Here is a 22,809-nt window from a genome sequence, read left to right as displayed (position 1 = left end):
AGATGTTGAAAGAGGGAGCGGGACAGAAATCTATTTTGAATAAAAAAGATTTCGTAGTCCCGCCCCGGCAAGGATGGCTAGAATTGAAAAAAGCTTGATACAAGCGCGTTTTCAAATCAGCCATCTACTGCCGAGATGTTGAAGAGGCTGGGATTTATCTCCCAGCCTCTTTCTCTCTAGTCAAAGACCATTAGGTCCCAGTTTCTCTTTGTTGGGTCCCACCCCAACTTGCTGTGCTTGTTGAAACTGGTTTATCAGTTTCTCTGTGTTGGGGCCCCCTGCTCAAATCCTAAACGCTTTTGTCCAGGTCGCGTTTAAATCTTGAAGTCTCGATATAAATTACTTTTTCTTTCGATGCTGTTCTTTTTTACGCATTTGTTCTTTTTTACGCATTTGTTCTTTTAACTTTCTCCTATCATTACTTCGATTAATAAAGGCACAGATCATAAACATAATCGCTGCAATTAATAATTTAACACCCGTACTTTCATGACCGGTAGCTTGCAGATAATAACCGACTAGAAAAAGGATAATAGCTAATGTCACAAATATCTTCGTCAAATGTTTCATTGTTTCACCTCAAATATACTCAGTATATCAAATTCACAATAGATTTACTAAACCGATTCTATATGATCAAGGATTAAATAGAGCACTCAGTTTCTGTTATGCCTACATTTCTGATTCGTAAAAGTCTTGATGTATATTTTCACTAATGCTAAAATTAAGTTGTCCACGAATTATACTACACAACCCCAAGTCAGCCGCAACCTGACTTGGGGTTTTCGTGTAAGGCCACCTATTTATCTTTCCATTTATCCTCTAACCAGAGGCGAAAGATAACGAGTATGCCACCAGATAATAAAGTTAGAATAAATTGTTGCCACCACTCCATTATACTACACCTCCATTAATCATTTAGTACTCCATGAATACGCGATGGCCTATAGCTATTCTAACATAAAAACAGAACATTTGTTCGCTTTTTGTTAAAACTACTTCCTAAAGTCATTAGAATACTTTAACTTTACAGCGTTTCAAGATAAACTGATAGATGTAATATGAATAAGATGAAGAGAGGTTGAACAACGATGAACCCTTTAGCTTTAGATTTAAATGAACAGCTATCCAAAGCTCAACCGCAAGTAGCTGACATGTTATCCGATCTAGGTAAATTAATGTACTATCCTAAGGGTATATTGTCGCAATCAGCTGAAGCTAAGAAAACGAAGTATAATGCAACTATCGGTATGGCTACTTACAGTGATAGAAAGATGTATGCTGATAGTTTGTACAATGCGTTTAATGAACTTGAACCCGATGACATCTTTCCATATGCCCCTCCTCAAGGTTTAGAGGAATTAAGAGATTTATGGAAAGATAAAGTTCAACGTGATAACCCTGAGCTTAACCCTAATGATTATTCACGCCCAATAGTGACTAACGCGCTTACTCATGGTCTGTCGTTAGTTGGCGATATGTTCGTTGATACTAATGATACTATCCTTTTACCTAACCATAATTGGGGTAACTACAAACTTATATTTAGTACTCGACATAGTGCTCAAATTGAAACTTATCCTATTTTTGATGATAATGGTAATTTCACCACTCAAGGTTTAGTAGAAGCTTTAGATCGTAGTAATCAAGAAAAAATATTTTTAATTCTAAATTATCCGAACAACCCTACAGGCTATACACCTAATAAGGATGAAGTTAAAGAAATTGTGAACGCTATAGATAGGCTTAGTAAACGAGGCACTAATGTCATCGCGGTAGTAGATGATGCGTATTTCGGCTTATTCTATGAAGATGTCTACCCTTATTCACTCTTTACAGCACTCACTCAATTAGATTCTGAGCATGTGTTACCTATTCGCTTAGACGGGGCTACGAAAGAACTATTTGCATGGGGGTTCCGTGTCGGTTTCATCACTTTTGGTATAAGTGATCAAAAAGCTCAAGAAGTGCTAGAAGCTAAAATTAAAGGATTAATACGTAGTAACATTTCAAGCGGTCCTATGCCTACTCAGAGTATTGTGAAGCATGTACTAGAGAACAAAGATCAACTTGATCGAGAATTGCAACGTAATTTCGAAACACTTAAAGCGAGATATGAAGTTACGAAAGATCTCGTGTACCAAGATCAATATCAATCTTGTTGGCAACCTTATGACTTTAACTCTGGCTACTTTATGGCTCTACAAGTTAAAGGTGTGGATGCAGAGGAATTACGTGTGCATCTCATTAATAAGTATTCCATCGGTGTCGTAGCTTTAAATGATAAGGATATACGTATTGCTTTCAGTTGTGTTGAGAAAGAAGATCTTCAGTATGTATTTGATTCGATAGCGCAAGCAATCAACGATTTACAATAACTTTAAATCGCATCATAAAAGAGGCTGGGACATAATGGTCTTTGACGAGAGAGAAAGAGGCTGGGACATAATGCAATGTCCCAGCCTCTTTAACATCTCGGCAGTAGATGACTGATTTGAAAATGCGCTTGTATCAAGCTTTTTTCAATTCTAGTCATCCTTGCCGGGGCGGGACTACGAAATCTTTTTATTCAAATTAGATTTCTGTCCCGCTCCCTTTTAGTTTCTAAATTTGTTTCAAAACGCGCGTCATTTCTTCAATTTTACCATTATGAAGTGGTACATGGCAGGCATTTAAAACTAATAACTCACCTAATGTTTCACAGCCCACAATTGGCTCTTGCAGCTCGGTTTCTAATTGCTGACTTTCAAGATTACGCACACGTTCAGGCAACGTCTTAATATGCTTAAATATTTCCTCAATATCAGGGACTTCAACATCGCCCCAATCTGCAGGTTTAGTACCATAGCCAAATAAATTATTATACAAAGCTATATCCACTTCGTTCTGTTCTACAGTAGAGAGTGCAAATTCAAAAACCGTTAAGAGATGACCATATTGCCAATGCAAGTTATTAGGAAAATAGTCGCTCTCTTTATCTAATACTGAGGCAACGTTCCATTGCTCATACCCTTTAATTAAGTGATCAATACCAAAATCAATAGCATCAATTAATGTATCTCTAGGCATAATAATCTCTCCTCTACTTACTAATTTGTTACTCGTTTGATGTTTACCCTTAAGTTGGAGAGCTATTCAGCTAAGGTTTTTCTATCTGTTTCTCAACGTAGCTCATTAAAAATATGATTCAACTGCTATAGTCAGTGTTTCCCGTCTTAATCTCGCTTGTCAGTTTATCAACAGCTTACCTAGTCAATATCCTTATTATCACTTTACGTTTTCAATCATCGATTTCAGCATTACAATCTGACCAAAATGTCGATTGATATGCAACATGGCAAAATGTATTGATTGCTCAAAAGTATCCATACGTAAATTAATATTTTTAAGCATTATAGGCTCATCTCTTTCCGCCTCTACTTGATCGTCTAAAATATTTAAAATGGTATCAAATTGATTACCTAATAACACTTTTAATTCTTTAAAAGAGGGCTCGTTTCCATCAAAATCTTTTGGAGAAGTACCCCAGAGAAAGTATTTAGAAATAGTTTGTTTTAAAGCATTTTCGCCATTAACTTTTTCAAAAAACAAGAAGTCATTTAATAATATAATATGTCCTAACTGCCATTTAATATTATTGTTAGCAATTTCTGGTTGAAATATAGCTTTTTCTTCATCAATATTAGTTATATGCTGTTTTAGCAACTTATATGTGGTTTCTATTTGTTCTCTAATCATATTAGCACCCCATCGATAAATTATTTTCTCTTTTTCAGTTGATTAGAATAGTAATATAAAAAGGAAAATTTAACGCAGAGATATTTACGTATCTGCGTGGAATAACATAAAAGGACTTCTCCTGAATAGTATCATTCCGAGAAGTCCTTTGAAAGGAATTATATTTATTTATACTATGCTTTGACTCAATTCACTTCGAAGGAGCAAGCGTGTACCAAAGATTACATCATACCAGGTACGCCGCCGCCCATGCCTGCTTGACTATCATTATCTTCTTTCTCAGGGATATCAGCGACTACCGCTTCTGTTGTAAGGAACATTGCAGCAACACTTGCAGCGTGTTGTAAAGCTGAACGAGTAACTTTCGTAGGATCTACAATACCTGCATCTATCATGTTGACCCATTCATCATCAGCTGCGTTGAAACCAACACCAACATCAGCATTTTTAAGTCGTTCGACAATAATTGAGCCTTCAAGCCCGGCATTTTCTGCTATTTGACGTACAGGTGCTTCTAATGCTTTTAATACTAGATTAACTCCTGTAGCCACATCTCCTTCTGCCTCTATTTCTGCGATCTTGTCATAGATATTCATATAGGCTGTACCGCCACCTGCTACAATACCCTCTTCAACCGCAGCTCTAGTAGAATTTAAAGCATCCTCGATTCGTAGTTTACGTTCCTTGAGTTCAGTCTCGCTAGCTGCACCAACTTTGATCACTGCTACGCCGCCAGCTAGCTTAGCTAAACGTTCTTGAAGTTTTTCTTTATCAAACTCTGATTCAGTTTCTTCCATACGCGTTTTAATTTGATTTACGCGTGCATCAATGTCTGCTTCATCTCCATCACCGTCTACGATAGTGGTATGATCTTTTGTAATTTCAGCTTTATTAGCTGTACCTAACATATCCATCGTAGCGTCTTTTAAATCTAAACCTAGGTCATCAGTAATCACTTGTGCGCCAGTTAAGATAGCTAAGTCTTCTAACATCGCTTTGCGGCGATCACCGAATCCAGGAGCTTTAACAGCTACAGCAGTGAAAGTACCACGCATACGGTTAAGTACGATATTTGTCAGTGCATCACCTTCAACCTCATCTGCAATGATAAGAATTGGTCGATTAGATTGAACGACTTGTTCAAGTAATGGTAGAACATCTTGGAATGATGATATCTTCTTATCTGTAATTAAAACATACGGACGTTCTAACTCTGCTACCATTTTATCAGAATCAGTTACCATATATGGTGATTGATAACCACGGTCGAATTGCATACCTTCAACAACCTCAAGTTCAGTATTGAAGCCGTTTGATTCCTCGATCGTAATAACCCCGTCATTACCTACTTTATCCATCGCTTCAGAAATGTATTTACCTATTTCTTCATCGGCTGCAGAAATAGAACCTACTTGAGCAATTTCATTTTTGTTTTCAACTTTTTGCGAAATGTCATGTAATGCTTGCGTAGCTACCTCGACCGCTTTATCAATTCCTTGTCTGATACCCACTGGGTTAGCACCACTTGTAACGTTCTTAAGCCCTTCTTGAATCATCGCTTGAGCTAACACAGTAGCAGTTGTCGTACCGTCACCAGCTATTTCATTCGTTTTGTTTGCTACTTCTTGTACAAGTTTAGCCCCCATGTTTTCATAAGGGTCTTCTAGTTCAATTTCTTTAGCTATAGTCACACCATCGTTAGTAATTAGTGGTGAAGTATAAGATTTATCTAATACAACATTACGCCCTTTAGGGCCAATTGTTACTTTTACTGCATTTGCTAATTTATCTACTCCACGCAACATAGATTGACGCGCGTCTTCAGAAAATTTTAAGTCTTTAGCCATATAATTTGACCTCCATATACGGATTATTTTTTATTCAATGATTGCTAATATATCTTCTTCATTTAGTATTAAATATTTTTGATCGTCTCGTTTTACTTCAGTACCAGCATATTCTTGAAAGACGACTTTATCGCCTTTTTTAACTTGTGGTTCTGCTCTGTTGCCGTCATTTAGAAGTTTACCAGAGCCTACTGCTACGATTTCACCTTCATTCGACTTCTCTTTAGCACTGTCAGTTAAGACAATACCACTTTTTGTTGTTTGTTCTTGTTCAATTTTTTTGATTACAACACGGTTTCCTATTGGTTTTAACATGCTGTCTTCCTCCTCAATTTAGGAAAATTTAGCACTTAGATGAAATGAGTGCTAACATACTTTTATAATAATCAAAGTTGGTCAATATTTCAAGCTTTATACTCATCTATTTTGTTTCAAGACCACTTTTACGATAAAATGAATTATATCTTAGAAACGGAGGCTTATCATGTCACGAATACTAGTTTCAATCTTAACTATTGTGATATATTTACTTGCACAATTTGGTCCGATGATCATTAAAAGTCTTGGGTTTTTAGATAATAATAATGCTCAAGCTACAGTATCGATGAGTTTATACATACAGGTCATCGGCTTTATAATCGCTGCCATACTCATTATCTTTCTAAATTATTTCATCAAAAATCCTTTAAAGCTTGAGCGACCACCTCGTGAGGAAAAGCGTTATGTTATTTTATGGGCAGTAGTTGGCTATGTCTTTGTCATGGTTATGCAAATGATAGTCAATTTAATTAATGTAAAATTATTAGGAGGACCTCAGAGTAGTCCAAATACTGAAAAACTAATGATGATCGCACGTAAATTCCCTATTTTTATCATCTTAATTTCCTGTGTAGGTCCGATGCTAGAAGAATATGTCTTTAGAAAGGTTATCTTTGGAGAAATTTACAATCTGTTTTCTAGTCAATATAAGAAGCTAGCCTTCATCATTGCAGCTATTGTAAGTTCATCCATATTCTCTGTTGCGCATAGCGATCCATCCCATTTCTTAACGTACTTCTTTATGGGTATAATCCTTGCTGGATTTTATGTTTATACTAAACGCATTTGGGTTTCAATCTTTATCCACATGGCAATGAACGCTTCAGTAGTGATCATGCAAGTCGTTATTGGTCCTGAAAAGATTAAACAAATGACTGAGTCTACCTCTTTTATTCTTAATTTCATTTTTCATTAACTTTCCTGCTATATTCACTTAATGTAATGAAATAGGAGGTTGACACATAAACCTAAAAAAAGAGGGAGCGGGACAGAAATCTAATTTGAATAAAAAAGATTTCGTAGTCCCGCCCCGGCAAGGATGACTAGAATTGAAAAAAGCTTGATACAAGCGCATTTTCAAATCAGTCATCTACTGCCAAGATGCTGAAAGAGGGAGCGGGACAGAAATCTAATTTTAAAAAAAGATTTCGTTGTCCCGCCCCGGCAAAGATGACTAGAATTGAAAAAAGCTTGATACAAGCGCATTTTCAAATCAGTCATCTACTGCCAAGATGCTGAAAGAGGCTGAGACATTACATTATGTCCCAGCCTCTTTCTCTCTCGTCAAAGACCATTATGTCCCAGCCTCATAAACTGTAAAATTTTTTATTTATATCGTTAATATATTAAATTATTATCACTTTTAATCCTATAAACAGCCTACCTTGTTATATTCACTTCTTTCGCAATTTTACTAATTGCTTGGCCTTCTCCTAACATTTCTACAACTCGATGATAAATAATGCGTTTTTGAAGATCCTTTGCATTAGGTGAGTATAACAATGAGCGTCCTTTATATACACCTTTTTCTTTCGCAACTTGAATCCCTTGTGCTTGCCTACGTTTACTTTCTATTCTTTCTTGCTCTGAAACCATTGCTAAAATTTGGATAATTAAGTCTTTCATAAATTTATCTAATAATGGATTGCCAATCACTTCATTCATCATAGGTTAACTGGTAATCATCAATTGAACTTCTTTATCTTTTAAATAATTAACTGTATTAATCGCTTCATCATAATTACGTTCTAAACGATCAAGCGATTCCACTACAAACCGATCCCCCATCCTCACAAAGTTAAGTGCTTCTTGAAACATCGGTCTGTTTTCAATAGACTTACCAGATTGTTTTTCTGTGAAATTTTTTCAACACCAAACGTTTTTAAATTTTCAAATTGTCTTTCTAAATTTTGATCAAGCGATGATACTTTTGCATAACCTATAATCATTCATCTTCACTCCACAATTAATATACATTCTAATCATGCTTTTTAGTTACTATAAATTCAACAATTTTACTTGTATGATTAGGGTGTACTCTAAACGTACAATATATGTAATCTCTTTATCCTAATTTTATATTTATTTGTATTTTTCTTTTATACTTTCCATATTAATATTTTCATTATGAATATTATACATATTAAATTCTTTAGAAAAATCGCTCATCATTGCATTTTTCATATTAAATACTAATAGTCTAATTATATCATTTACTATAGCTTGGAATTTTAACGCCTCGTCTTTACTATAAGATAGACCTTCATGAACAATTTTATTTCTCATAGGATAATAGTTATCAATATATTGGTTTATGCAATTTTCAATCTGATGAGAATTATTTAAATTTAATTTTCTTACTATTTTTAATAATTGGTCCTTAATAATATTTCTGTAGCCACATGCAAGCTTATTGCTAATTTTTTCATCACTTAGCTGTTGGTCTAATTTATAATATCTCTCTAAAAACTTTGTAATAAAAACTTCTAATGCAGTCTGAATTTGTATAATTGCTACATTGTAATCAGCCTTATAAATTGCTCTTTCACCTTTTCTCATAGCTATTACATATATATTACTAGGATGATTAGTGAAAATTTGATAGTTTTGCTTAATAGTTAATAATTCACTTTTTTTCAATTCTGAATATTGATCTTCTTCTATTTTACCCGGTTCATTTATAAGAAAAAGACTCATATCTTTTATCTCACCTTCCATACTGTATATGACATAATATGGAATACTTAATATATCACCAAGAGACAGTTGAAAAACATTGTGGTACTGATACTTCACACTGATAATTTTAATGAAATTATTAAGGGTATTAAATTGGTTATTAAAAACTTCAGTTAAAACTCTAGTTTTTTTAGACTCTCTAGAAGTAGATCCAGATTTTACTCTTTTAAACTGATTTTTATTAATAACTGAAGTGATTTCAATATATGTTTGTCTCTCTCTTTTAATGTTATCGTTTTCAAAAATATTGTGTTCTCTATGAATGAATTTCATAAATGTATTTTCTTCAGCTATAAAGTCAATATTTTCAATTTCTTTTATGGGCATTCTAAAAGGTAATAAGTATTTAAATGTTATCAATTGCCTTTTTTTGCTTCCTCTAAAACTTTTTTTTGTATAAATTTCATTTTTCAACATTTTAAATTCTTCTTTTATCTTAACTTTATCCAACATGTATTTCTCCTTTCTACATTTAAAAGTATTTATTTAAAACATAACTTTGCATTCTTCTCCACTATGATGTTATACTGTATTTAACAAAGAGAGTTCCATAGGTACACCAATCCCCTCACTACCGGAAATAGTGAGGGGATTTTTTGGTGCAGCTATGTCGCCTTATTACTTGTTACGATTGTTTAGCCAAAACGTGAAAATCGCAACAATGCATCCTGAAATCACAGGTGCAATTATACTAACAAAGAGAATTGCCATAGGTCTCACCCCCTTCCATAGTAACTTCGCCTATGGAAGTTAAGGCGACTCTATTATTATACCATCTGTATCTTCTGAAGCGTATGTACTTCCGATAAGTTGAATTATGTTAAATCAAACAAAAGACTTAAATACTGATTTAACAAGCTCTTTGTCGAATAGGAGTGGTTATTGAAAACCAGAGGAGGCTGGGACATAATGGTCTTTGACTAGAGAGAAAGAGGCTGGGACATAAATCCCAGCCTCTTCAACATCTCGGCAGTAGATGACTGATTTGAAAACGCGCTTGTATCAAGCTTTTTTCAATTCTAGTCATCTTTGCCGGGGCGGGACAACGAAATCTTTTTTTAAAATTAGATTTCTGTCCCGCTCCCTCTTTCAGCATCTTGGCAGTAGACGACTGATTTGAAAACGCGCTTGTATCAAGCTTTTTTTCAATTCTAGTCATCCTTGCCGGGGCGGGACTACGAAATCTTTTTTATTCAAATTAGATTTCTGTCCCGTTCCCAATATTAAACATAAGCGCATTATCTCCTTAATTTTAAGTGGTTAAGTACTTTTAATTAAAGAGATAATTGCGCTCTTTTTGTATTAAAAATAGGACCGGTTGAAGTCGCCAGTCCTATTTAGTATACACCCCTTATTCCTCATTTCGTATTGAATGATTATGCTTTCCTAGGGCGCCGTTTCAACCTGACTCCACTGGAAATACTCGTAAAAACTGAATCAGTTCCTTTGACTGTGAGCTGAGAATTACGTAAGTTTTTACGAAAACCATTAACTTTTTCAGTTACTAAAACATCATGGTCTTATCATCCTCTATATTAGTTACCTTCATGATGAACAGTTACTTTTTTTGAAATTCGGGTTTACGAAGTTTATAAATATAACCTACAACTGTACCTAAGAAAATAAGGACAATAATAGTGATTAACGAAATCATAGTTCTTTTATATTTAAGTTCATCGTTATTACCCTGATTCTCTTTATCTGTGTTAGTCATGGTCTCATTTTTGTTCTGTTGGTATTCAAATTGACTTTTACTATCCCCTTCAGTTTCATGAGGCTTCTTTAAATCTGGCATCGAACCGATAGACCCCGTGATTAACGCTAATACTTGTTGATCTAAATTCTTATAATAATGCGAGGCTTTTAAGGGATTAAAATATTGAAATTTAAAGTAGTTCGTTTGTTTTTGTAACGTATCTAGATAATGATTATCTGCGAAATTACGCTTTTTAATAATACTACTAAGTTGATTATTACTAACACTATTTTCGTTACGATGAAGTGCTTTAACTTGATCAACTACGAAAGGATTATATTTTATTGAGCCGGTAGCCATCTGTTTAAAACGTTGAAACACCGAATTATGACTTTCCTTGTTATTATATAAATTTTTAACGCCTCTAACCGTTTCTCGTTGATTGTTAGTCGTTTGACTCCCCGCATGATAGTTATCATGAGAAGTACTATGATTAAATGACGGAATAGGTAGCTGATAGTGATGATCACCTAAATTCGAGTTCACTGTGGACAGATGACCGTCGTTTTCAATTTGTTGGTTATTAGACACGTTTGGTCTTTGTCTTTTAGGTATTGAGTGACTTTGTTGGGGTTGATGTTGACCTTTATTATTTACACTAGAGCTGCCTCCTGGATAGTGCGGTGAGCTTCCACCACTTGGAGGTGTTGCTTGTCCACTCCCATCTGGGGTATGGCTAGGATTTGAATGTTTGCTTGGTTGAGGTTGAGGTGTTGCGCCTCCTTGGTTGTGTCCTTGGCCGTCACTAGAACCACTGCTCGGCTGTTTCCCATCATGGCCTCCTTGGGACCCTCCACTTGGAGTACCACTTCCTCCTTGACCTTGATCATCTGAAGAAGACGAACCTCCTTGATCATGTCCTTGGCCATCACTAGAACCGCCGCTCGGCTGTTTCCCATCATGGCCTCCTTGGGACCCTCCACTTGGAGTACCACTTCCTCCTTGGCCTTCGTCATCTGAAGAAGATGAACCTCCTTGATCGTCTCCTTGGCCATCACTAGAGCCGCCACTTGGATGCTTTCCATCATGTTGTCCTTGTGATCCACTATTTTGGTCATCGCTAGTATCTCCATTTGAGTGCTTGTCATTTTGTTCGCCTTGAGATCCTCCACTCGGATCACCACTTCCTCCTTGGCCTTCGTCGTCTGAAGAAGATGAACCTCCTTGATCGTCTCCTTGGCCATCACTAGAGCCGCCGCTTGGATGCTTTCCATCATGTTGTCCTTGTGATCCACTATTTTGGTCATCGCTAGTATCTCCATTTGAGTGCTTGTCATTTTGTTCGCCTTGAGATCCTCCACTCGGATCATCACTTCCTCCTTGACCTTGGTCATCTGAAGAAGATGAACCTCCTTGATCGTCTCCATGGCCATCACTAGAGCCGCCACTTGGATGCTTTCCATCATGTTGTCCTTGTGATCCACTATTTTGGTCATCGCTAGTATCTCCATCTGGGCGCTTACCGTCTTGGCCGCTTTGAGAATTATCACTCGGACGGTCGCTTCTTGCTTGGCTTTCATTACCGGAAGAAGATAACTTTTCTTGATCCTGATCACGTTTATTTACACCAGACGGCTTATGGTCTCTTTGATCTGTTTGGTCTAAACTATTATCTCTTGAATAATCATCCGTTCGCTGTTTAAGCGTCTCATTTAAACCGCTATCATGAGCTGATGAAACTTTATTAGAACTACTATGAGCTAACAAATTATTTTTCTTCATTATATTAGAATTATCATTCATATTTTTATTAGCTGAAAAAGTCTCGCTTTTTTGCTTAGCTGTTAGTGAAGTGTCCTCAAGTTGTGTAGCATGAAGGGGTTTCGGAAATAAAGAAGCGCTTATTGTGAAAAACAGACCAGTAGTTACTAGTTTTCTAGTAAACTTAGTAGTCAACCTCGCTCACCTCCTCTTATTTTATTCATTTCGATACTTTCTCTCACTAATAATTTAACATATTTAACATTGTAGATAGTACTGTTTGATTATCTAATTTTAAAATTAACTTTTTTGTAAAAAATTTGTAATAAGAAGTGTGTTATTATAAATATATCTTTTATATAAGTTGATTATTTTGAAAACGCTATCATCATTTAGTATAGTGATTATAATTACTTAAATAAAAGGATTGATTACAGTGAGATTACTTGTGCTACAATTTAAAATCGTCCCTGCCAATGTTCAAGAGAATGAAGATCATATATACAGATTGTTTAAACAACATGTAACTGAAAAAATTGATTGTGTAGTCTTACCAGAAATGTGGAACAACGGTTATGCTTTAGAAGATTTAAGTGAATTAGCTGATAAAAACGCCGTACGAAGCACGCAATTTATAAGAGACTTGGCAATAAAATATCAAGTTGATATTATAGCAGGCTCAATATCTAATAAAAAAGATAATGGTATTTACAACACGGCTTTTGCAGTTAATAACAATGGGGAGATCATCAATAGTTACGATAAAGTTCACCTCGTTCCAATGTTAAATGAGCCTGAGTTTTTAAATTCAGGACAAGAAGTCCCATCTCAATTTTATCTTTCAAATAACGCTCAAGCGACCCAAATCATCTGTTACGATTTACGCTTTCCTGAATTGCTGCGTTACCCAGCGAGAAATGGTGCACAGATTGCTTTTTATGTAGCACAATGGCCAGAAGCTAGAAAGTCTCACTGGAGATCACTTATACAAGCACGTGCTATAGAGAATGATATGTTTGTCGTTGGTTGCAATAGTTGCGGCGATGATGGAGAAACAGTATATGCAGGTCATTCAATGGTAGTTAATCCTAATGGAGAAATCATTTCTGAACTAACGCATGAAGAGGGAAATATTGAATTAGATTTAGATTTAAACGAAGTTACTCATCAAAGAAGAGCCATTCCAGTATTTGAAAATTTGAGAAAAGAGTTATATAAATAAGCTTATTGCACTTACAATACTCGCTATTCACAACAAAGGGAAAGCCGTGAGCTTGGGAGGGACTCACGGCTTGATTATTAAGGGAATGTTTTACAGTTATTTTTCTTTATCTATTTTTGGGGATGTTATTAATTATGAAAAAATTTAGTGAATTTACCGATTAATATAATGATAAATTGAATGATGTTACGATAGCTTACATGTTAATACTTTGCCTCTACTCTAAGCAAAATAATGACACTTAATTTGAGACTGAGTAACACTGCAGTCTTAATAGGGATTAATGATTGCTTATTTAGTGAACTTCTTAACAGTTTCTGCGATTAATTTAACAAATTTAGTTACTGTTTCTGTGATATCTTTAGCCATAATCAAGTACCTCCTTGTTAAATATTCAAAGAAATGATATCGTTCAATTTTCAACTATACGAAGAGCCAGTTACATCATTGAACGAAAGTCTTGAACCTCAATTGCGTAAATTAACTTTACCAATGTGAGAAATTCAAGTGACTTTGTATCACCTCTTTGTGATACATCTTTATTAAAACACGGTTACAACCCTATGAGTCGTATAATCCCTAACTCATTATTTTTCGTTCTAAACTGTTATCAAAATTATGTTAGAATCGAGGGATCATCGTATTCATAAACAGTTGAGAATTGAATATGAACAGTTAAGCATCTATTTCCACAGTTCTTATTTTAATTCTTATAATTGAAGTAAGGAGAAAACGCTATGATTAAATTAATAGATGATGGCATTGATAGATTTTCAAAGTACTTAACCAATAGGAATGATTTGGATCACATTACCTACTTAAAACTAAAATTAGGGATACAAACTTTGATTAACAATATTTTAAAAGGTATTGTTGTTTACAGTATTTCTATATTTAGTGGTTTATTCTTCTACACATTAACTGTTCATTTATCCTTTGTTTTAATTAAAACATTTGCTCACGGCGCTCACGCTAAATCAGCGTTACAGTGTCACCTACTCAACTTCTGTTTATTCATCGTTATGCCATGGTTAATCGTTTATAATAACATAAATTATGCGATACTATTGGCCTTTAGTGCCCTGAGCTTTATTTTCTTATCACTTTACGCTCCTGCTGCCACACTTAAACAACCCGTCCCATCTAGCAAACGAAAATCGAAAAAATTAATTTCATTAATCTTAGCCATATTATTGATATTTCTCTCTATCAATTTAAATGAACCTTTTAATAAATTAATTTTATTAGGTATTATTTTCATAGGATTTTCTCAGCTACCTATTTTTTTAACTAAGGAGGAAAACTAAATGGCTCTTCTGAATTATTTCATACATTTATTTATAAAAGTTTGTACTTATATAGGCGATAAAGCAATTGTGTGTGTATGTCAGTCTTGGTTTGATGAACCCGAGGTTCCCGAAGAATTACAAAAAATTAAACAATAAATGACATGTTTTAATTAATTACTAGAAAGTGTGTAGTATTATGTTAGATAATATTATCGGTGGTTTACAAATTCTTGATTTATTCCTACTTTTATCTATAGTTAACAAAATTAAATTTTATTTAAAAAATGTCTTATTTGTTTTAGGAACTTTAGTAGTCTCAATTGTACTTTTAAACTTTTTTGGTAGAGAAAGTTTTTTTATATTAATACCCATCATTATTTTCTTCGCTTATATAGAAAGAAAAATTATTGGAGTTCTCTCAATAATCTTATGTTCCATTATAAGTTATATATCTAATATCACTGCTATATGGTTATTATGGGCAACTCACCATTTAAATAATCAAGACGGCTTAGTTTATTCGATTGCATATATTAGTCTATACATTATCGTTTCGATTTTACTTGCTGCATTATGTAGTTTATTTACTAGACAACTATCTTCTTCTTTCTTATCTGATAATAAATCTTACTTAGTAATAGTTTGTATAGTTTTATTTATTATATTTATAGTACTATTTTATTTTTTACCAGATAATCTTGATACTTTCTTCAAATTTAAAATAGTAGCTATCGTAAGTGCTGTGCTTATTATTTCACTTTCTATCATACTTGTTAGCATCACCTTTGTTTACGTGCGCGATATGCAGTATAAGAAAAATATTAAAGAGATTGATAATTATTATAAATACACTTTAAAAATAGAAGAAATTAACCAAGATATGCGGAAATTTAGACACGATTACATTAATATCTTGTCTACTATGTCAGAGTTTATTAGAGAAGATGATATGGCGGGTTTAAGAAAGTATTTTAATGAAGAGATTGTACCTATGAAGGGCACGTTATACACGAAATCACTAAAAATTAATGGATTAGAGAACTTTCACGTTCGTGAAATTAAAGGGTTACTCACAACGAAAATACTCCAAGCCCAAGAGAAGAATGTTCCTATTAGTATTGAAGTTCCCGAAGTAATTGAGAAGATAAATCTTAAAGCCTTTCAACTTTCTCGTATCATAGGTATCATATTAGACAATGCTATCGAAGCTTCAGAGCAGCTTGAAGACCCTCTCATTAGAGTCGGTTTTATTCAACAGAGTAATTCTGTTACATTTATAGTAATGAATAAATGTAAACCAGATATGCCCCGGGTACACAAGTTATTTGAGGAAAACTTCTCTACTAAAGGGAATAATCGTGGTTTAGGTTTATCTACTTTAAAAGAAATTGCTAATGATAATGAAAATATTCTTCTTGATACAACTATTGAAAACGGCTTTTTCATTCAAAAAGTAGAAATATTAGATTTTGAGCCTTAAGGATGTGACTTGAATTGAAAATTTTCATTTGTGAAGATGATCAAAGGCAACGAGAAAGTATTGAATCTATCATCAATAATTACATTATGATTGAAGAAAAGCCTATGACCGTGGACTTATCCACCGGTGACCCTTATGAGATTCTCGAACGCTCTAAAGAAATCAATGATATTGGTTGTTACTTTCTAGATATCCAACTCGAAGCGGATATGAACGGTATTAAACTTGCAAGTGAAATACGTAAACACGATCCTATAGGTAACATCATATTTGTTACGAGTCATAGTGAGTTAACTTATCTTACTTTCGTCTATAAAGTTTCTGCTATGGATTTTATCTTTAAAGATGAACCTGATGAACTTCAAAAACGTATTATTGATTGTTTAGAGACTTCAGAGGCACGTTTAAAGTTACTTAGTAAGGAAAGCAATGTTGAAACGATTGAACTTAAACGCGGAAGTAATTCCGTTTACGTACAGTACAATGACGTGATGTTCTTTGAATCGTCTTCAAAATCTCATCGTCTAATCGCTCACCTTGATAATAGACAAATTGAATTCTACGGTAACTTGAAGGAGTTAAGTCAACTCGACGATCGTTTCTTTAGATGTCATAACAGTTTTGTGGTTAACAGGTTTAATATTGAATCCATTGATTCCAAAACGCGTACGGTTTACTTTAAAAATGGCGAGGAATGTTATGCCTCTGTTAGAAATGTTAAAAAGATTTAATGATAATATTTCAAACAGCTTAAGTGGCTCTGCGATTTAATACCGAGCCCACTTAAGCTTTAACATTGTTTATACTCTTTTAAGCTTTTCTCCTGCTCATACTTCCTCTACATAAAATAGACGTTTAAAATTGAGTATACTTGTCTTACCTTCTAACCCTATGAGTACATCACTTATTACTCCTGAGTAACTAGTACCCATGCTGGCAACTTAAATACTAATACGTAATCTCTGCTCTCTTTTAACCTTGAATAACTCCTATAAACTTTGTTTACCCTCAAGTAATAAATGTAAAGTAAGAACTCCTAGTAACGCGTCACCGAAACCGGGAGCGGGATAGAAATCTAATTTGAATAAAAAGATTTCGTAGTCCCGCTCCCTTTTAGGTCGTGTCGAGCCGTCTACTAAGCTAGTACTTATCCTGCAGCCATCTTGAGCATTGAGAACAGCTTCAGTTTCTCCATTGAAATCTTGCGATAAGATCACTTTTCATTAGAAAATAGCTTACTGCTTTTTTCGGGAAATCTCGTCCCACTTCCTGTATGACATTGTTTTATATCTTCAGCTGTCCCAATATCTTTGGAGAGAGTTTGTAATAGGATGAGAAAGCTAAGCTCCTTCTTTGTCCGACTCTCAATGACTCGTGCTATCATAGCTTTCCTTGTCCGTTAAGTGTGATGGATTCCGACCTTTATATGACTTAAGTTTTACTAAGAAGTTCACTGATAACACTCTACCTAATTGAGGAACCAGCTCTGCATGACCTCAAGGTATCATCACAGAAAAGGTGTCATTGCATGGAGACCTTCTAAATGATGAGTAAAACTTCTTTATTTTTAATAAAGGTCTCTAAAATTCGGAGTGAAATCAGAGATGTATCCTCGACAGTATTAACCCTCCTGCTGTGCGTCACTGCTCAACTCATATTTAGTGAATTTGAGATAAACTTGTCCTGATTCAGTGGAAGCTTTTATACCATTAGAAGCTTTACTAGGAAAAATGCGTGATGATAAGACTCGTTCTCCGTCGTTACAGAAGATTTCAATACTAGATGTATCAACAAATATGTGAAGTTGTGTTAACGGGTTAACAAGACGAGTTGTTCTATTCGTAACTTCTACTGGTTTAGGTAAAGCTCCACTTTCTGAGCGATCTAACGAAAGGTGTTGAGTGTGCGTATTGTACGAAATTAATGTAGATTCATCCTTTGATGTACGTAATTCAAAGTATAACTCAGTTGCTTCATTATCTAATATATCTATAATAAGTTCGTACTGCGTGCCATCATAAGGCATTAATTGCCGCTCAAATTTATTCGCATAACCTAACGCTGTTTCTTTATTTCTGCGTAATTTTTTTAACTGTGGTATAGGTCGTTGCTTTAATTGTCCTTCTTCGATATTGAGAATACGCGGGAGCGTTAAACAATGGGCCCACCCCTCATCGTCAGTAGGATAAGTTGTAGCTGGCATTCCCATCCAACCGATGAGGACACGATTTCCGCTTTCATCTACAAAGGTTTGTGGTGCGTAAAAGTCATATCCATGATCAAGTTCGTTAAACTCTCCATGATTAAAGCTTAATTGTTCAATATCAAATTGTCCTATAACGTACCCTGATTGATAAGACTTGCGACCACGTTCTCCATCTGGTCCAGTTCTTTGTGAGCAGAAAAGAAGCACATCATGTCCATCTAAGTCAAAGTAGTCGGGACATTCCCACAGAGATCCAAAGTGGTCAAGCTGCGTCTTTACTTCCCCTAAGAATTGCCAGTTGACTATATCTTCCGTTCGATATAATAACAAACGACCTCTATAGTCGATATTTTGCGCGCCTAGTATAGCATAGTAACTATTGTCTTTCTGAAATACTTTTGGATCTCTCAACTGGTCTGTATAACCCGTGGGTGCTCCAGAAATAACAGGTTTAGGAAATTTATTTATACTTCCTTTGGAATCCATCTTAGCCAGCATCTGTGAAGGGTTCCGCTTCCACTCTTTATCTCGGTGATTACCTGTATACATATAATATAGTTCGCCGTTGTATTGAAACGCGCTGCCACTAAACGCACCATGGCTATCATACTCCGAATCAGGTTGAATTAAAGGGCCTTGTGGCTCAAAATGCACAAGATCTTTACTAGTATAATTAAACCAATACTTTAAACCATGAACTGCACCTAATGGAAACCACTGATGTGACACGTAATATGTTCCTTGATAAAAAGTGAGACCACTAGGGTGATTTAACAGTCCTGTTTCTGGCTGAATATGATAAGTTTGACGATAAGCTGATGAAGCTACTTGCTCCTTTAAAGCTTCTAGAGTAACTGGAGTTACATCATCTAAAGATTGATAACGTTCTTCTCTTGACCACGTATTCATATATTTGCCTCCTATAATCATTCAATAATTGAAGTACCTACTTCATCAATAGTAACGGGTCCGTGCATGTATAGAGAGGTCGCGACAAAAGCATTTGGGATTTGAGCAGGGGGCCCAAGCAAAGAGAAACTGGTAAAACAGTTTCAACAAGCACAGCAAGTTGGGGTGGGCCCAAACTGGTAAACCAGTTTCCTCAAGTACTGTGAGTTGGGGTGGTGCCCCAACAAAGAGAAATTGGAACATAAAGGTTTTTGACTAGAGAGAAAGAGGCTGGGAGATAAATCCACGCCTCTTCAACATCTCGGCAGTAGATGACTGATTTGAAATTGCGCTTGTATCAAGCTTTTTTCAATTCTAGTCATCCTTGCCGGGGCGGGACTACGAAATCTTTTTATTCAAATTAGATTTCTGTCCCGCTCCCTCTTTCAGCATCTCGGCAGTAGATGACTGATTTGAAATTGCGCTTGTATCAAGCTTTTTCAATTCTAGTCATCCTTGCCGGAGCGGGACTACGAAATCTTTTTTGTTCAAATTAGATTTCTGTCCCGCTCCCATAAAGCGCAAGATAATTTAACCTAGTTCCATTTGCTCTAGCAATTCTGTTACATAGCTCTTAAACAAATATAAATTAATTAAGTTGATCAATAGTTCCCTGTTTTTAGCTACGCCGTCTCTAGTTTGGTAACTCGTCGACTCATTGTTAGAGTATCGTGAAATGGTTCTCTAGATACACAAGTCAAATCTGCAATACATCTAATATTTTCTTTAACTATACACTCTTGTCAATAGACTCATTTTAATGATCAGTGCTTATTTTACCATAAGGCCCGTGTGAGCCACACTATTAATCTACCAAATAATTTACTTGAAAAGTCATTGATCTTTAAACACTTATAATTATTTTCTCGTTAGTACAGTGACTAAGCTTTATCTTATCACAGGCAAACTCTAACTAGAAGCGCGCATAACTAAAGGGTTTGACTTGAAGATGAGTTACTTCAGTTCAAACCCTTTCCTATTCTGATATTTAGGCTTTTTGAATTGTAATCGTCCAGGAAGCGTCATCAATCTGTTCGTAGTTTGTTACAGGATAGCCTTGCTCAGCTGCCCAGTTGGGAATTGCTTCTGTAGCTTGAGTACAGTCAAAATCTATTTTAAGCTTGTCACCTGAATCTAAAGTTTCCATTTTCTTTTGCGCTTCAATCAGTGGGAATGGACAAACCATCCCGACAGTACCTAATTCATGTAACACGGTACAATCTCCCTTCATTAAATTGTTTGTGTTTCTTTAACGCGTGAATTTTTGCTTGAGTATTGAGTCTTTGTTTGAACCTTTTTCATAGGTCTAATAAAGATAAAGTAGCTCATAAACCATGTACCTAAGATCATCGAACCTAGAGCCACCCACCCTTTCCAAGAAAACATAGCTGTTTCTACTAAGCCATTACCTATAGAGCAACCGCCAGCTACAGAGGCACCAAAGCCCATCAACACACCACCTAGAGCACTGTTACGTAGCGTTTTCTTATCTGGTAAGCGCCATTTAAATTCCCGTGAACCTTTGGCAGCGACATAGGAACCAATGAATATACCCAACACTAACATGACGCCCCAATCGATAAACTGTAAATTACCAGTCATCAAGAACTGGACGAGGTTGGCAGAAGGTGTTGTAATACCTAAACCATGCATACGTCCTGTAAGTTCACTCAACGGCCACGCTAGTAGAGCAACTAAACCTACACCTATCGCTGCTACAAATGGATGATAGCGTTTTTCAAAAAGGTAATGTCTTATGCCTGAATATTTCTGTTTTAATTTAGGCACCGCCATTTTAGGTTTTGGTTTACGCAGAGTCTTAATGACAAAGAAAACTGTGATCGCTACTAGTATTAGCGCCCATATATAGGGCGGTATTCCTGTGGTTTCAGCCATATCTGATTTAATTTGGGTAGGTTGATTGATTCTCGTCATAACCGGAAGCAAGATACCAAATTTTGTAATCGCTGCTCCAAAACCATAAGCAAATAACGCTATCCAACTCCCTATTAAACCTTCACCTGCACGATACCACGTACCAGTCGCACAACCTCCAGCAAGGACTATACCTACACCAAAGATAAAGGAACCGATGATAGTGCCAACTAGTGGGAAAGCTCCATGTGGAATTTGTACTATCCCTATAGCTTGTAAAATCATTAAGCCAATACTTTGTACTGCAATAGCAATTAATAATGCATAAAACATTTTATTATTCTTCTGTACATACATGTCTCGAAACCCACCTGCGAGACAGAATCGCGTGCGTTGCATAACGAAACCAAGCAGTATCCCAACTATAACACCTGTTAATATTAGCCAGTTCATAATTTCACTCCTTATTAATCCGATTAAACTAATAAGATTAATAATAATACTTAGTGAAATAAAATGCAAGAACATAATGGCAATATTCTAAGGGTAAAACTATCATTTTAATTTAGACTAAATTGGTCAGTAATTAAGGGGACTACCTTCTAAAGAAATAAAATTAAAAAAATGAGCAGTAGCTGGTTAATGACTTGTTCTCTCACTATTCATTTTTTATAGTATGCTATCTATTCGCGAGGAAGACTGTGGGAGTGTTGACAATTAACTAGCGAGCTCTAGTCCATCAGTCTGTACACAGCTCAATTATTAAATAATAACTACTTCAACTATAGAATTCTGAATTATTTGGATATTGATTATAAAAAAATATCGAGACAAACAATTAATTCTCAACGTTAGTCTCGACTATACTCTATTAACTGTGACTTTGATAATTTTTCATAAAGAAAAGTAAAGATTGCAACTCAATGCCTAAATCTATATGATGGACCTGTACATCGCTGGGCGTTTCTATGCGCGCAGGGGTGAAATTCAATATACCGTTTACACCTGCTTCAACAAGTTGATCTGTAACCTGTTGAGCAACGCTTTCAGGAGTGGTGAGAATAACTACCTCTATCCCCTGTTGAGATAGAACTGAGCGTATTGCATCAGTATGCTTAACATCGACTTTACCAATCTCTTCCCCAATGACTTCTGGTCTAATATCGAAAGCTTCAGTAATCGTCATTTCATCATGAATAGAAAAGTTATAAGTCAACAGCGCCTTTCCTAAATTACCTACACCGACAAGCGCTATCTTAATATCTTGATTTTCACTTATTTCGCTCTTAAAGAAGTTGAGTAAGCTATCTATGTTATAACCATACCCTTTCTTTCCAAGTTCCCCAAAATATGAGAAATCTCTACGAATCGTAGCGGAATCAATATTAAGTCCTTCGCTTATCATCTTAGAATTTACACGATCTATACCCTTTGCTTTCAAAGTATTAACGAATCTATAATATAAAGGCAACCGCTTCAAAGTCGCACGAGGAATCTTATCGCTATGAATAGCCATGATGGCTTTCCTCCTATATAATTAGTATCTCTAATTCTTGAACACACTAAACCTGAGTATCAGATTGTTTTTTAGCGCTATAGAAAATGATAAATAAATACCTATTTAACAATCACAACGGTATTATACATGAATGATTGATAAAAATAAACTTAGCTTATTTGTTCAGAGACT

General features: G+C 35.3%; 21 protein-coding genes and 1 pseudogene. 7 read left to right on the top strand and 15 right to left on the bottom strand.

Translation table 11 applies throughout. The annotated features are described in order from the left end of the window. Positions 1-339 precede the first annotated feature (339 nt). Positions 340-570, bottom strand: a complete 231-nt coding sequence (locus N9R04_RS05785; protein ID WP_262855713.1) for an SE1626 family protein — start codon at positions 568-570, stop codon at positions 340-342. A 229-nt stretch (positions 571-799) separates the two neighbouring features. Beyond that, positions 800-895 (bottom strand): Trp-rich small protein, encoded by a 96-nt coding sequence (locus N9R04_RS05780; RefSeq protein WP_262855712.1) that lies wholly within the window; start codon positions 893-895, stop codon positions 800-802. A gap of 196 nt (positions 896-1,091) precedes the next feature. Here N9R04_RS05780 and N9R04_RS05775 point away from each other — a divergent pair, with 196 nt between their 5' ends. Continuing rightward, positions 1,092-2,378, top strand: a complete 1,287-nt coding sequence (locus N9R04_RS05775; RefSeq protein ID WP_262855711.1) for an aminotransferase class I/II-fold pyridoxal phosphate-dependent enzyme — start codon at positions 1,092-1,094, stop codon at positions 2,376-2,378. Between the two features lie 226 nt (positions 2,379-2,604). Here N9R04_RS05775 and N9R04_RS05770 read toward each other — a convergent pair whose 3' ends face one another. The 4 genes from N9R04_RS05770 to groES all read right to left on the bottom strand — a co-directional run bounded on the left by N9R04_RS05770 (position 2,605) and on the right by groES (position 5,900). Continuing rightward, entirely contained in the window at positions 2,605-3,069 is a 465-nt protein-coding gene (locus tag N9R04_RS05770) for a DinB family protein (RefSeq protein WP_262855710.1), read from the bottom strand. Between the two features lie 198 nt (positions 3,070-3,267). After that, positions 3,268-3,738 carry a DinB family protein gene (locus tag N9R04_RS05765; RefSeq protein ID WP_262855709.1) on the bottom strand — a complete coding sequence of 157 codons (471 nt, stop codon included), beginning with the start codon at positions 3,736-3,738 and terminating at the stop codon, positions 3,268-3,270. A 221-nt stretch (positions 3,739-3,959) separates the two neighbouring features. Beyond that, positions 3,960-5,585: a chaperonin GroEL gene (gene groL, locus N9R04_RS05760; protein WP_262855708.1), complete on the bottom strand. Its 1,626-nt coding sequence runs from the start codon at positions 5,583-5,585 to the stop codon at positions 3,960-3,962. 30 nt (positions 5,586-5,615) lie between these two features. Then, positions 5,616-5,900: a co-chaperone GroES gene (gene groES / locus N9R04_RS05755; RefSeq protein WP_262855706.1), complete on the bottom strand. Its 285-nt coding sequence runs from the start codon at positions 5,898-5,900 to the stop codon at positions 5,616-5,618. Positions 5,901-6,069: 169 nt separating this feature from the next. On the opposite strand from groES, the gene mroQ reads away from it, so the two are divergent. After that, positions 6,070-6,819, top strand: a complete 750-nt coding sequence (gene mroQ / locus N9R04_RS05750; RefSeq protein ID WP_262855705.1) for an intramembrane glutamic endopeptidase MroQ — start codon at positions 6,070-6,072, stop codon at positions 6,817-6,819. Between the two features lie 464 nt (positions 6,820-7,283). Here the strand turns inward: mroQ and N9R04_RS05745 are convergent. The 4 genes and pseudogenes from N9R04_RS05745 to N9R04_RS05730 all read right to left on the bottom strand — a co-directional run bounded on the left by N9R04_RS05745 (position 7,284) and on the right by N9R04_RS05730 (position 12,294). Next, positions 7,284-7,852: pseudogene (locus N9R04_RS05745) on the bottom strand (recombinase family protein). Positions 7,853-7,985: 133 nt separating this feature from the next. Further along, the gene (locus N9R04_RS05740) at positions 7,986-9,095 is read right to left on the bottom strand and encodes a HEPN domain-containing protein (RefSeq protein ID WP_262855704.1); all 1,110 of its coding nucleotides are present in this window, start codon (positions 9,093-9,095) and stop codon (positions 7,986-7,988) included. Positions 9,096-9,260: 165 nt separating this feature from the next. Continuing rightward, positions 9,261-9,353 (bottom strand): type I toxin-antitoxin system Fst family toxin, encoded by a 93-nt coding sequence (locus N9R04_RS11545; RefSeq protein ID WP_023016171.1) that lies wholly within the window; start codon positions 9,351-9,353, stop codon positions 9,261-9,263. A gap of 847 nt (positions 9,354-10,200) precedes the next feature. Further along, positions 10,201-12,294 carry an SdrH family protein gene (locus N9R04_RS05730; protein ID WP_262855703.1) on the bottom strand — a complete coding sequence of 698 codons (2,094 nt, stop codon included), beginning with the start codon at positions 12,292-12,294 and terminating at the stop codon, positions 10,201-10,203. 241 nt (positions 12,295-12,535) lie between these two features. On the opposite strand from N9R04_RS05730, the gene N9R04_RS05725 reads away from it, so the two are divergent. The 5 genes from N9R04_RS05725 to agrA all read left to right on the top strand — a co-directional run bounded on the left by N9R04_RS05725 (position 12,536) and on the right by agrA (position 16,821). Then, complete coding sequence (locus N9R04_RS05725) at positions 12,536-13,321, top strand: carbon-nitrogen family hydrolase (protein WP_262855702.1); 786 nt, start codon at positions 12,536-12,538, stop codon at positions 13,319-13,321. Between the two features lie 737 nt (positions 13,322-14,058). Next, complete coding sequence (locus N9R04_RS05720; RefSeq protein ID WP_262855701.1) at positions 14,059-14,628, top strand: accessory gene regulator AgrB; 570 nt, start codon at positions 14,059-14,061, stop codon at positions 14,626-14,628. Continuing rightward, a complete protein-coding gene (agrD, locus tag N9R04_RS05715; protein WP_262855700.1) occupies positions 14,629-14,766 on the top strand; it encodes a cyclic lactone autoinducer peptide AgrD in 138 nt (45 codons plus the stop codon). A 40-nt stretch (positions 14,767-14,806) separates the two neighbouring features. After that, a complete protein-coding gene (agrC, locus tag N9R04_RS05710) occupies positions 14,807-16,090 on the top strand; it encodes a quorum-sensing sensor histidine kinase AgrC (RefSeq protein WP_262855699.1) in 1,284 nt (427 codons plus the stop codon). Positions 16,091-16,104: 14 nt separating this feature from the next. Then, positions 16,105-16,821, top strand: a complete 717-nt coding sequence (agrA, locus tag N9R04_RS05705; RefSeq protein WP_262855698.1) for a quorum-sensing response regulator AgrA — start codon at positions 16,105-16,107, stop codon at positions 16,819-16,821. A 258-nt stretch (positions 16,822-17,079) separates the two neighbouring features. On the opposite strand, the gene N9R04_RS05700 is transcribed toward agrA, so the two are convergent. The 5 genes from N9R04_RS05700 to N9R04_RS05680 all read right to left on the bottom strand — a co-directional run bounded on the left by N9R04_RS05700 (position 17,080) and on the right by N9R04_RS05680 (position 22,635). Further along, on the bottom strand, positions 17,080-17,307 hold the full coding sequence (locus N9R04_RS05700) for a hypothetical protein (RefSeq protein ID WP_262855697.1): 228 nt from the start codon (positions 17,305-17,307) through the stop codon (positions 17,080-17,082). Positions 17,308-17,711: 404 nt separating this feature from the next. After that, a complete protein-coding gene (locus N9R04_RS05695) occupies positions 17,712-19,205 on the bottom strand; it encodes a sucrose-6-phosphate hydrolase (protein WP_262855696.1) in 1,494 nt (497 codons plus the stop codon). A gap of 1,027 nt (positions 19,206-20,232) precedes the next feature. Continuing rightward, on the bottom strand, positions 20,233-20,457 hold the full coding sequence (locus tag N9R04_RS05690; RefSeq protein WP_262855695.1) for a sulfurtransferase TusA family protein: 225 nt from the start codon (positions 20,455-20,457) through the stop codon (positions 20,233-20,235). A 17-nt stretch (positions 20,458-20,474) separates the two neighbouring features. Continuing rightward, entirely contained in the window at positions 20,475-21,572 is a 1,098-nt protein-coding gene (locus N9R04_RS05685) for a YeeE/YedE family protein (RefSeq protein WP_262855694.1), read from the bottom strand. 418 nt (positions 21,573-21,990) lie between these two features. Next, a complete protein-coding gene (locus tag N9R04_RS05680; protein ID WP_262855693.1) occupies positions 21,991-22,635 on the bottom strand; it encodes a redox-sensing transcriptional repressor Rex in 645 nt (214 codons plus the stop codon). Positions 22,636-22,809 lie beyond the last annotated feature (174 nt).

The organism is Staphylococcus marylandisciuri (assembly GCF_025519785.1).
GTDB lineage: Bacteria > Bacillota > Bacilli > Staphylococcales > Staphylococcaceae > Staphylococcus > Staphylococcus marylandisciuri.
The sequence above is the reverse complement of the archived record's forward strand: the minus strand, read 5'-3'. Positions and strand labels throughout refer to the sequence as shown.

Coding starts and splice junctions, on each gene's coding strand:
- N9R04_RS05785 (WP_262855713.1), bottom strand. CDS start 570: ATGAAACATTTGACGAAGATATTTGTGACATTAGCTATTATCCTTTTT.
- N9R04_RS05780 (WP_262855712.1), bottom strand. CDS start 895: ATGGAGTGGTGGCAACAATTTATTCTAACTTTATTATCTGGTGGCATA.
- N9R04_RS05775 (WP_262855711.1), top strand. CDS start 1,092: ATGAACCCTTTAGCTTTAGATTTAAATGAACAGCTATCCAAAGCTCAA.
- N9R04_RS05770 (WP_262855710.1), bottom strand. CDS start 3,069: ATGCCTAGAGATACATTAATTGATGCTATTGATTTTGGTATTGATCAC.
- N9R04_RS05765 (WP_262855709.1), bottom strand. CDS start 3,738: ATGATTAGAGAACAAATAGAAACCACATATAAGTTGCTAAAACAGCAT.
- groL (WP_262855708.1), bottom strand. CDS start 5,585: ATGGCTAAAGACTTAAAATTTTCTGAAGACGCGCGTCAATCTATGTTG.
- groES (WP_262855706.1), bottom strand. CDS start 5,900: ATGTTAAAACCAATAGGAAACCGTGTTGTAATCAAAAAAATTGAACAA.
- mroQ (WP_262855705.1), top strand. CDS start 6,070: ATGTCACGAATACTAGTTTCAATCTTAACTATTGTGATATATTTACTT.
- N9R04_RS05740 (WP_262855704.1), bottom strand. CDS start 9,095: ATGTTGGATAAAGTTAAGATAAAAGAAGAATTTAAAATGTTGAAAAAT.
- N9R04_RS11545 (WP_023016171.1), bottom strand. CDS start 9,353: ATGGCAATTCTCTTTGTTAGTATAATTGCACCTGTGATTTCAGGATGC.
- N9R04_RS05720 (WP_262855701.1), top strand. CDS start 14,059: ATGATTAAATTAATAGATGATGGCATTGATAGATTTTCAAAGTACTTA.
- agrD (WP_262855700.1), top strand. CDS start 14,629: ATGGCTCTTCTGAATTATTTCATACATTTATTTATAAAAGTTTGTACT.
- agrC (WP_262855699.1), top strand. CDS start 14,807: ATGTTAGATAATATTATCGGTGGTTTACAAATTCTTGATTTATTCCTA.
- N9R04_RS05695 (WP_262855696.1), bottom strand. CDS start 19,205: ATGAATACGTGGTCAAGAGAAGAACGTTATCAATCTTTAGATGATGTA.
- N9R04_RS05685 (WP_262855694.1), bottom strand. CDS start 21,572: ATGAACTGGCTAATATTAACAGGTGTTATAGTTGGGATACTGCTTGGT.
- N9R04_RS05680 (WP_262855693.1), bottom strand. CDS start 22,635: ATGGCTATTCATAGCGATAAGATTCCTCGTGCGACTTTGAAGCGGTTG.